5 protein-coding genes and 1 pseudogene are annotated in these 7,941 nt (G+C 38.3%); 5 read left to right on the top strand and 1 reads right to left on the bottom strand.

The features are described from left to right. Nucleotides 1–604, bottom strand: a pseudogene (locus tag H6G57_RS17650) (ATP-dependent helicase); the annotation flags it as partial. 392 nt (nucleotides 605–996) lie between these two features. On the opposite strand from H6G57_RS17650, the gene H6G57_RS17645 reads away from it, so the two are divergent. The 5 genes from H6G57_RS17645 to H6G57_RS17625 all read left to right on the top strand — a co-directional run bounded on the left by H6G57_RS17645 (nucleotide 997) and on the right by H6G57_RS17625 (nucleotide 7,933). After that, nucleotides 997–1,770 (top strand): MinD/ParA family protein, encoded by a 774-nt coding sequence (locus tag H6G57_RS17645; RefSeq protein ID WP_190520841.1) that lies wholly within the window; start codon nucleotides 997–999, stop codon nucleotides 1,768–1,770. 44 nt (nucleotides 1,771–1,814) lie between these two features. Then, the gene (locus H6G57_RS17640; RefSeq protein ID WP_190520839.1) at nucleotides 1,815–2,804 is read left to right on the top strand and encodes a DUF3365 domain-containing protein; all 990 of its coding nucleotides are present in this window, start codon (nucleotides 1,815–1,817) and stop codon (nucleotides 2,802–2,804) included. Between the two features lie 52 nt (nucleotides 2,805–2,856). Further along, on the top strand, nucleotides 2,857–3,966 hold the full coding sequence (locus tag H6G57_RS17635; RefSeq protein ID WP_190520837.1) for a cyclic nucleotide-binding domain-containing protein: 1,110 nt from the start codon (nucleotides 2,857–2,859) through the stop codon (nucleotides 3,964–3,966). A 55-nt stretch (nucleotides 3,967–4,021) separates the two neighbouring features. After that, nucleotides 4,022–5,641 (top strand): NHLP bacteriocin system secretion protein, encoded by a 1,620-nt coding sequence (locus H6G57_RS17630; protein ID WP_190520834.1) that lies wholly within the window; start codon nucleotides 4,022–4,024, stop codon nucleotides 5,639–5,641. A gap of 72 nt (nucleotides 5,642–5,713) precedes the next feature. Continuing rightward, nucleotides 5,714–7,933: an NHLP family bacteriocin export ABC transporter peptidase/permease/ATPase subunit gene (locus H6G57_RS17625; RefSeq protein WP_190520832.1), complete on the top strand. Its 2,220-nt coding sequence runs from the start codon at nucleotides 5,714–5,716 to the stop codon at nucleotides 7,931–7,933. The last annotated feature ends 8 nt before the right edge of the window (nucleotides 7,934–7,941 follow it).

Raw genomic sequence — 7,941 nt, 5'->3', positions numbered from 1 at the left:
AACCGGAATAAATTTCAAATACAGGAGTTTGGGTGGAACGTTTACCTTTACCTTTGGTTTTAGGGGAAGCAAGCTCACGATATTTAAGCGCGGGAATATATTGATCTTTGTAAAGGATTTGTTTAAATAATTGGGTATAGTGATACCAAAAGAAGAGGTCAGAACCGAGGCTCATTTCTGAGGGGTTTTGTTGAGCGAAGAAGTGAATTTCTTTAAGAAGTTTGATAATTATGTTGAGGGAATTAAATCTATTCTGACTTGATGTCAATTGATACGTTGTAATTTCCCAAGTCGCAAATTCTTCAAAGTCTAAGCTCAAGTCAGTTTCTAAGTATTTTGCTAATTCAGGGGAAGGAAGCGGTTCCTGATTAACGGTTGGTAGGGTAAAGTATTTTAGGGAAATTAGACGGGAATCCGGTTCAGAAATCCCCAGTTCATCTCGCACAAACGCTTCTAAATTTGATGCGGTCAGATGTTGGGGATGAAGTCTATCTGAGTTTTGCTTTGTTTTGCGGGTCGAGGTTTCAACCCAAAGGTAAAATGCACCTTGTTCGATGAAATCACCTGTTGTTTCAGGAATCCAGGTTCCGTGCAGGATTTTCATGGTGGGATGTTATTTTAATTTGTTTATATTTTATATCAGGTTGCTAAAACTTATCCCAGAACTAAAATACCTTTAACAATATTTTTAGAGAAAAGGTAAATTTCTGCGGGAGGAAGGGAATTTGAGCAACAATCTTACTTCAATTGCCCAGGCTAATGACCGAATATAATTCCAAAGACCTCCATCAAACATGGCTGAATCCCTTAGACAATGGATCTCACCCGTCTGTCAGATCAGTAAAACTTAGTTTGACACTCCCCGCGAGTAACGCGACGGGGATTCTTAAGAGATTTTCACTCTTAAAGGTACTGCATAAATCAAGTGGCATGACACCCATTAGATCAATAGGAGAGAGCAAGCTAAATCAGAACAAGCTCTTAAGAACACAGTCCATGTCCAAAATTATCTCTATTCACTCCTATCGAGGGGGTACTGGCAAATCCAACTCAACCGCCAATATTGCCACAGCCATTGCCCGTAAAGGGTATCGCGTTGGCATTGTCGATGCTGATATTCAATCCCCAGGGATTCACATTTTATTTGGGCTTGACCCTCAACAGATTGATCACACTTTGAATGACTTTCTCTGGGGTCACTCTGCGATCACGGATGCTGCCTACAATGTTACCTCCGTACTTAAAAACCCAGCAAACACTCGGAGCAGTATTTACTTAATTCCTTCTAGTATCAAAGTCAACGATATTTCTCGGATCTTGCGGGAACGTTTTGATATTGAACTATTGTTAGAGGGTTTCCAAACTTTAATCAAAAACCTCCATCTTGACTACTTATTTATTGATACCCATCCAGGTTTAAATCAAGAAACCTTAATATCCTTAACCACCTCTGATATTGTTTTGTTTATCCTTCGACCTGACCAGCAAGATTTTCAAGGGACTGCTGTTACGGTAGATGTTGCCAGGAAACTGCGAGTTCCTAAATTATTACTCTTGATTAATAAAGCCCTCAAAGAATACGACTTTGACGATCTTCGCCAACAAGTTGAACAAACTTACAACGCTCCCGTTGTCGGGATCTTTCCAGAATCAGAGGATATGCTTCGACTAGCAAGCAGCAACATTTTCTGTCTTCAGTATCCTCAGCATCCTATCAGTCAAGCTATCGAAGAAGTTGCTCAACAAATCATTAATAAAGAAAATTCTTGACCTTAATAACCAGTTTTTTTATTAAGACAATTTGTAACTTCCTTATGCGAATCAAACCCTTGTCATTTTTCAATAATTTAAAATTAGCCAGAAAGCTGACTTTTTTATTGCTAATCATTTTTATGAGTGGAATTATCCTGAGTGGTTTAGCGTTGGCTAATGTTCTGAATTACAAAGCTCAATATGAAATTAGCTCAAAGGCTTTGTTGTTGAGTGAAACCATAAACTCTATCCGAAAATATACCAGTACGGAAATCGCACCAGAATTAGCTGTTCGCTCAACATCGGATGAATTTTTAGCGCAAAGTATTCCTTCTTATTCAGTCCGTAAGATTTTTGCCCATCTCCAAGAGAGCGACGCTCGTTATAAGGGAATTTATTATAAATCGGCAATGTTGAATCCCACAAATATTATGAATAAAGCAGATGGTTTTGAAACGACCCTCGTGGAACAGTTCCGTCAAAATAAAAACCTCAAAGAATTACAAGGATTTCGTTCTGTTAATAATCAGAATTTTTTCTACATTGCTCGTCCCTTATCCCTGAATGAATCCAGTTGTTTAAGATGTCACGGTATCCCAGCTAATGCACCTAAGAAGATGATTGAACTTTATGGAACAACGAATGGGTTTAATTGGCCTATAAAGGAAGTGATTGGGACTCAGATTGTTTCTGTTCCAGCGCAGCAAGTTTTCCAGAATGCTCGCCAATCATTCCTTTTAGTGATGGGAATTGTATCTATGATTTTTGCTCTAACAATCCTAGTCACCAATCTGTGGTTAAAACGATTTATTGTTCGACCTATCAATAAGATTGTTCAAGTGGCTGAAGCGGTAAGCACGGGTGATATGGATGCCGAGTTTGAGAAAGTATCTAATGATGAAGTGGGAAGTTTAGTAGAAGCATTTACACGGATGAAAATGAGTTTAACAATGGCAATGAGAAAGTTTGAACAGTATCGAGTTAAAAGTCGCAAATCTGATGAATCAAAGAAACCACAGAATAATAATATTATACCTCGTTTAAGAGAATAGAAATGGTTTGCTGCTCGGATTAACCCAAAATTTATACCCCAACTCTAAGCTGATGAAAAAAGTTTTAATTGAACAATTGAGTAAAAGTGATATTCGTTGGATGATCGCCAACGGAGATCGGCAAGAAGTTGCTGCTGGTACTGTATTGATTCGACAACAAAGAGCAATTGAAACCTTTTATATCGTTCTGGAAGGGGCTTTTAGTGTTACGATTCAAGCGGACTCAAGAAGTGCTTTAGCAAGTGCGTTTGCTGTTTTGGAAAATTTCGTGAACTTAGAAGAGGAAATAGCTCAAGTTACCAGTGGAGAGGTGCTGGGTGAATTGTCTTTTTTTAATATGATTCCGTCAGCAATTACCGTTAAAGCAATTGAAAATTCGGTAGTTTTAGCTTTCCCCTACCAAAAGCTTTTAGCTAGATTAAATCAAAATTCAGAATTTGCTTCTCGCTTTTATCATGCGATCGCCATTTTACTCTTAAACCGCTTTGAACATCTCGTCAAAAAATTTACACAAAATCGGAATTTAAAAATTCCACCGTTGCAAGATGTTCCCTTACTATTTGGTGAACTAAACGATAGCGATATTGATTGGATGATTCAACATAGCCAAATCGAAGAATGTTCTACAGATACTATTTTAATTCAAAGTGGGCAACCCGTAGAAAAAATCTATATCTTGTTACGGGGAAGCGTATCTGTTTCTTTCAGTGAAGAAAACAAAAGTTCCCTAACCCGCCTTTTTTCGATTTTAGAAACTGAAGATCATATTAACTTCTCACCAGGATATGAAATCAGCAAAATTAGTAAAGGAGAAATTTTAGGCGACACCGCTTTAATCGATGCACGTTTATCAAATTATACTTACAAAGCTTTAGAAAATTTACAGCTTTTAAGCATTAAGAAAGAGTATTTATTAATTAAACTTCAGCAAAATCCCGCTAGGGCTTCCCGTTTTTACCGAGTAATTGCGATGTTATTGTCAGCCCGACTCCAAGGACTGATTAGCCGACTGGGTTACGGCAGAGATTCCTACCGAATCGGGCAGGAATTATCAGAAAATTTGTCTTACTCCGACGAGATTGATCTGGATGAAATCGATAACATTACGCTCGGAGGTGCTAGATTTAATTGGATGCTGCAACGCTTAAAAGTGCTGTTTTAAAGTTAATAAAACAGATTACAGACAACTTTTTGTATGTTTAAATAAGGGTTAATCTATGCAAACGAAAAACAACCAAATTTTTAGCCAAGAAGCTTTAGAACGGCTATCCTCTCCCGAAAGACTTGACCAAATGATGCAAGTGGTTAGTCCTAGAGCTTGGTTACCTTTGGGTACCGTTGGTCTTTTAGTGGCTGTTGCTGGAACTTGGAGTGTAGTGGGGCGAATTCCGGTTAGTGTAAACGGTCAAGGGGTGTTAATTCAGCCCCGCCGTGTCGTGCAATTTCAAGCGCCTAGTAATGGTCAATTAATGAAGCTCAATATTAAGCCAGGAGATGTAATTAAAAAAGGCGAAGAAATTGGTGTAATTGATAAATACGATATCCAACAACAACTAGAGCAAGAAAAAGCTAAATTAACTCAACTCCAAGCACAGAACCAAGATACAAATAAACTACAAAAGCAACAGATTGAACTTGAATTAAAAACATTAAATCAGCAGCAAAAAGACTTGGAAGAATCTTTGCGTCGAGAGTCAGTGACACCGAGATTGTACCAAGAAAATCGAGCAGCCCTGGAACAAAAACGTCAAAGTCTTGTGGAGAGTTTGCAGCGAGAAGAAATTACACCAAAACTCTATCAACAAAATCTAGCTGCGATCGCAGAAAAACGAGAAAGTCTGATGCAACGCAAGCAACAAATTGAGACTTTATTACAAACTTTGCAAGAGCGTTTTGAAGCGCGTATACATCTTTTTGAGCAGGAAAAAGCGATTAGTCAAGATGTCCTGTTGCAAGCCAAACGGGAAGTATTAGACGCTCAAATGCAAGTATCAGATATCGAAACTCAATTGAAGGAACTCGATGTCCAAAAAACCAATAGCGATCGCCAGTTTCTTCAAAATCTTAATAAAGTCAACGAAATCAAAAACAGTATCCAAGAAATTGAAGTTCAAAAAACAAATACCGAACGAGATTATTTACAAAATCTGAACAAAATTGATGAAATCAAAACTAAAATTAAAGACCTAGAAGCTCAAGCTTCAAAATTAACTCAACAAGATTTAGAAAAATCGCTTAACCAAACGAATCAAATTGAAGAAGTTAAACGTAAAATAGCCCAACTAGAACGACAATTATCCGGCGAAAGCAAAATTATTAGTCAATATGATGGTCGAATTTTAGAAGTGAGTGCTGTTCCTGGTCAAGTTCTTAATTCGGGAGTCCGTCTAGGGTCGTTGGAAGCAGAAGATCCGAACGCCAAAATGGTTAGTTTGGTTTATTTAGCTGACAAAGATGGTAAGCAAATTAAACCAGGAATGACTGTACAAGTGACTCCTAGTATTGTTAAACGAGAACGTTACGGCGGGATTGTTGGAAAAGTAACTCAAGTTTCTTCTTTTCCTGTAACCAGTCAAGATATGTCGGCAATTATTGGTAATGAACAGTTAGCAAATACCCTCGCCGAAGGCATATCTAAAAGCGGTGCTTTGGTGCAGGTCTTTGTTGAATTAGAAAAAGATCCGAATACAATTAGTGGCTATAAATGGTCTTCTTCTAATGGCCCCCCACTTAAAATTTCTTCGGGTACAACCACCCAAGTTCGAGTCCAAATTGGAGAATTAGCCCCGATTTCTTATGTAATTCCTATTTTTAGATCGTTGACTGGCGTTTATTAAATTAGTAAAAATAATTTGGTTAATTTTATTTTTTATTTCGCTTAGTCCCCCATCGTAAAACTATAAAATCCCATGACTTTAGCTTTGATTAAATTACTAACAAATCGCCGACCTAGCCGCGTTCATACTCCAATATTATTACAAATGGAAGCAGTGGAATGCGGCGCTGCGGCTTTAGGAATTATCCTCAGCTATTATGGTCGAATTGTCCCTTTAGCTGAACTACGGCGAGAGTGTGGCGTTTCCAGAGACGGGAGCAAAGCTTCTAATATCCTGAAAGCTGCCCGACTTTATGGCTTAGAAGCCAAGGGGTTTAAAAAGCCTTTTGACGATCTAAAAACTGTTTCTCCTCCTTATATTGTTTTCTGGAATTTTAACCATTTTTTAGTTGTAGAAGGGTTGGGGAAAAATCGCGTTTATCTTAACGATCCGGCTTCCGGTAAAAGAACGGTTTCTCTAGAAGAATTTAGGCAAGCTTATACGGGAGTCGTTTTAATTTTTGAACGAGGAACCCAGTTTAAAAAAATTGGTAAAAAGCCAAGTATTGTTCGGACTCTAAGTTCACGATTGAAAAGTTCTGGCTGGGCGATCGCCTATTGTTTAATCGCCGGATTATTACTAACAATTCCCCGGTTGGCAATTCCAGCCTTTAGTCAAGTTTTTATTGATGAAATTCTGGTTCAAAATCGAATTGATTGGTTGCGTCCCTTAATTCTGGTCATGTTATTTGCAGCGATCGCCCAAGGCTTACTCGCTAAGTTACGACTTTTTTATCTCCGGCGACTTTTGATTAAACTTTCTGTTTCCATGTCAGGACAATTTCTCTGGCATACATTGCGCTTACCCGTCGGATTTTATGCTCAACGGTTTGCAGGAGAAATTAGCAGTCGCAGTCAATTAAATGACAAAGTAGCTGATATTTTATCGGGAAGATTAGCAACAACAGTAATCGATTCTATAATGATAGTTTTCTATGCTGCTATTATGTTTCTCTATGACTCGGTATTAACCAGTGTAGCGATTCTGTTTGCAGCTTTAAACTTCTTTGCTTTGCAATCTTTATCCCGTAGTCATGTTGATACAAACACTAGACTTGCCCAAGAAAGCGGGAAAGTAGGTGGCGTTGCAGTCAGTGGTATTCAATCAATAGAAACTATCAAAGCCAGTGGTTTAGAACTTGATTTATTTTCTAAATTTGCTGGATATTATGCCAAGATGCTCAACGCTCAACAAGAGTTAGCATTACCTACTCAAATGCTATCAATATTACCCACATTTTTAACAGCTTTGGCGACTGCCTCTATTTTAATTATTGGGGGTTTAAGGGTGATGAACGGTAATTTAAGTATTGGAATGTTGATTGCTTATCAAAGTCTAACCCAGCAATTTCTAACACCTGTTAATAATCTTGTTAATTTTGGCAGTACCCTGCAAGAATTAGAGGCAGATTTAAACCGACTTGATGATGTTTTGCAAAATCCAGTTGATTCGGAAGCAGACAGAATGAGTCAAGGGGAAAAGGTTGCTAATTCTCCATTATTTTTGATTAGTCAGGACTCATTTCAACTTGAAGGTTATATTGAATTACGCAATGTTAGTTTTGGCTATAATCGCTTAGATTCTCCTTTGATTGAAAATTTAAGTTTAAGTTTAAAACCAGGGGAAAGAGTGGCGTTAGTGGGGGGTAGTGGTTCTGGAAAATCAACGGTTGCAAAGTTGGTGACAGGACTTTACGCACCTTGGTCAGGACAAATTTTATTTGATGGTGTTCCGCGATCGCATTATCCTCGTTCTATTGTTGCAAATTCATTAGCAATGGTCGAACAAGATATCTTTTTATTCGCGGGAACAGTGCGAGAAAATTTGACCCTTTGGGATGCAACAATACCCGAATCAGATTTAGTAGAAGCTTGTTTAGATGCAGCAATTCACGACTTAATTTTAAATATGCCAGGAGGATATGATGCTGTTTTAAATGAAGGAGGAATGAACATGAGTGGCGGACAGCGACAACGGTTAGAAATAGCGAGATCGTTAGTCAGAAATCCTGCTGTTTTAGTGTTAGATGAAGCAACCAGTGCTTTAGATGCAGAAACAGAATTAATCATTGATCGGAATTTACGACGGCGGGGTTGTTCTTGTATTGTAGTGGCTCATCGCCTCAGTACAATTCGTGATTGTGATGAAATTATTGTTTTAGAAAAAGGCAAGGTTGTTCAACGGGGAACTCACGAAGAATTACGCCGACAAGAAGGAACTTACGCTCGTTTAATTGGCACTATGGAAGGATGAGGAAAAGC

The sequence above is a fragment of the Planktothrix sp. FACHB-1365 genome, from assembly GCF_014697575.1.
Classification (GTDB): Bacteria; Cyanobacteriota; Cyanobacteriia; order Cyanobacteriales; family Microcoleaceae; genus Planktothrix.
Note: the sequence above shows the minus strand (reverse complement) of the source record. Positions and strands in the feature narration are given on the sequence as shown.